Source organism: Streptococcus sp. GMD4S (assembly GCF_000296955.1).
Genome location: NZ_AJRE01000147.1, coordinates 1 through 2476, shown reverse-complemented (window position 1 = coordinate 2476; position 2476 = coordinate 1). Strand labels below are relative to the sequence as shown.

Genomic DNA, 2476 nt, shown 5'->3' with positions numbered 1-2476 from the left:
TGGCATTTTTCTTCTTACGGATAGCTTTTGTCGGCTCATCGTCTGAGTTGATTTTCTCATCCGTATGGATAATGCTGACGCGCTCTGTCGCCGTTAGATATTGCTTGATCTTACTTTCATCTCCGTAGAGTTGAATCTCAATATCTGAAAAATCAGCAAGGGCTTGATTGACACCCTCAACGATGGCTTGAGGTGCGTAATCGCCCCCCATAGCATCTACTGCAATTTTTTTCATTTGTTTTCCTCTTTTAGTAATTGTCCCCAGTCTGCTAGGGAATCAATAAATTTCTTTGATTTAAGGTGAATCCCAACGTACTCTTCGTAGAGTTGATCCATAAATTGGCGTAGCTCTTGCTTGATTTCAGACTTGAGCGAAATGGTCTCCAAGGTCTCAAAATCAATGGCTTGAAATTGATTGAGCAAATAAGGGATGTTGGGATTTAAATGGCAACGTTTCTCGTCCTCATGATAATGATCTGGACAGAGGCAAGCTCCATATTTGAAAGAAAAGTCAAAGGCCTGACCAACCCGATGGCAAAAGACACACTCATTAAAATTAAGGCTAATCCCAAATCGGTTCAAGATTTGAATTTCAAAAATATTGGTCAAAACCTGATAATCTAAACCCTCTTCCATCAACTCTAGAGTCTTTCTCAAGAAGGCAAACAAGGGAGCATCCTGCTGATTATCCTGCAAACTAGCATCTGCAAGAGCCGCCACATAAGTCGCATAAGCCATGACAAAGAGGTCGCTATTGATTTTGGGAAAGGTCATCACCTCATGGTAGTCCTCGATGTAGCTAAGGCCGTCATCATTGATTCGCAAGAGAAATCGTGCCAACACCAAGGGCTGAATAACAGGAGCTAGTTTGGATTGACCAGCGTGTTTGACGAAAAACATGCGCTTCCCAGCCTGCTCGGTGAAGATTTTGACGAGCTTATCATCCTCCCGAAAGTTACGATTGTAGAGTACGAGACCTTGACTCGTTATAGACTGGATCATGCTTCTCTCATGTACTCCTCAAGTCGTTTCATGGCCTCCCTGATTGTTTCCATGCTGGCTGCATAAGAAATGCGAACATAGCCTTCTCCGTAACGCCCAAAGGCAGCACCAGGGATAAAGGCAACAGCCTTCTTCTGGGCAAAATCCTTGAGAAAAGCAAAGGAGTCTTGATTGTAACCTGCTGGAATCTTAGCAAAGATATAGAAGGCCCCATCTGGTTTGATAATCTCAAAACCAAGAGCAGTCATCTTTTCGATGATATAATCTCGACGCTGGATGTATTCCTTCTTCATAGGCTCTGCGTCGTTTTTACCAGCGGTCAAGGCTTCTACTGCAGCATGTTGGGCCATGGTGTTTGCCGCAGTAACCAAATATTGGTGACTCTTGATTAACTGAGCTGTGAAAGCTGCAGGAGCAAAGATAAAGCCTAAACGCCAACCAGTCATGGCATGGGACTTAGATAAGCCATTGATAATAATAGCTTGATCTCTCAGCATAGTTCCCAATGATACATGATTTTCCCCTGTATAGGTCAATTCTGAATAGACCTCATCACAAACAACGAAAATTTCATACTTGCCTAAAACGTCTGCCAAGGCTTCCAACTGCTCTCGACTATAGGTAATTCCAGTTGGATTGGCTGGATAGTTGAGAATAACTGCTTTGAGCTTGTCACCCTGCTCCAAAATGGCCTTTTCCAACATCTCAGGGGTCAAAACAAAACCATTTTCAGTTGTATCAATCTCGACAATCTCTGCCCCAACCAGATTGACAATCGGTTCATAACCTGGATAGGCAGGAGCTGGCAAGAGCACCTTGTCTCCCTCTTCCAAAATAGCTGTCAAAGTAGCAGATAAAGCCTCTGTCGCCCCAATTGTAACCAAGATTTCATTTTCAGGAGCATAGTCCAGTTGGTACTTTTCCTTAACAAAGTCACTGGCTGCCTGACGTAGAGTCAGCAAACCGCTCATCCCTGTATAGTAGGATTGGTTCTGGTCAATGGCTCGCTTGGCTACCTCCTTGATATGATCTGGCGTTGTAAAATCAGGTTCCCCCAAGGTCAAACGCAAGACCCCAGGAATCTCCGAAATAGCCTGGTCAAACTGGCGAATCAAGGAAACTTGAATCTTGTCTAACTGTTTATTAAAGCGCTTGGTTAAGTCCATAGATATCCCCCTTGCTTACAGAACATAGTACTATTATACTACAAAAGCTCCCTGACCGCAAAATCCATCTGAACCCCGCATTTTTCACTTTCTGTTTTACTTTTCTTCTCAACAGGACTATAATAATAAGTGCTTATTTTCGGAGGTTTATATGTCATTTTTATCAAAAAATGGAGCAGGCATCTTGGCCTGCCTTCTCATTTCTATCGTATCTTGGTTTCTGGGAGGATTTTTCCCCGTCGTGGGTGCACCTGTCTTTGCAATTTTTGCTGGAATGCTCCTCCACCCCTGGCTCTCACCCTACAAAC

3 protein-coding genes and 1 pseudogene are annotated in these 2476 nt (G+C 43.5%); 1 reads left to right on the top strand and 3 read right to left on the bottom strand.

Features of this window, described 5'->3' with window-relative positions; genetic code table 11:
* From GMD4S_RS07955 to GMD4S_RS07945, 3 genes and pseudogenes are all read right to left on the bottom strand, one after another.
* Positions 1 to 235: pseudogene (locus tag GMD4S_RS07955) on the bottom strand (phosphate acyltransferase PlsX); the annotation flags it as partial.
* Positions 232 to 1002, bottom strand: coding sequence for a DNA repair protein RecO (gene recO / locus GMD4S_RS07950; protein WP_000616149.1), 771 nt, complete (start codon positions 1000 to 1002; stop codon positions 232 to 234). The pseudogene GMD4S_RS07955 and the gene recO, both read right to left, overlap by 4 nt.
* Positions 999 to 2168 carry a pyridoxal phosphate-dependent aminotransferase gene (locus GMD4S_RS07945; RefSeq protein WP_000366332.1) on the bottom strand — a complete coding sequence of 390 codons (1170 nt, stop codon included), beginning with the start codon at positions 2166 to 2168 and terminating at the stop codon, positions 999 to 1001. Before GMD4S_RS07945 ends, recO begins: the two co-directional genes overlap by 4 nt.
* Positions 2169 to 2319: 151 nt before the next feature.
* On the opposite strand from GMD4S_RS07945, the gene GMD4S_RS13320 reads away from it, so the two are divergent.
* On the top strand, positions 2320 to 2476 hold a 157-nt coding region (locus GMD4S_RS13320), incomplete at its 3' end, for a putative sulfate exporter family transporter (RefSeq protein WP_008289539.1).

Bases quoted from the DNA above. Each gene is read 5' to 3' on its own strand.
- recO (WP_000616149.1), bottom strand. From the start codon at position 1,002: ATGATCCAGTCTATAACGAGTCAAGGTCTCGTACTCTACAATCGTAAC.
- GMD4S_RS07945 (WP_000366332.1), bottom strand. From the start codon at position 2,168: ATGGACTTAACCAAGCGCTTTAATAAACAGTTAGACAAGATTCAAGTT.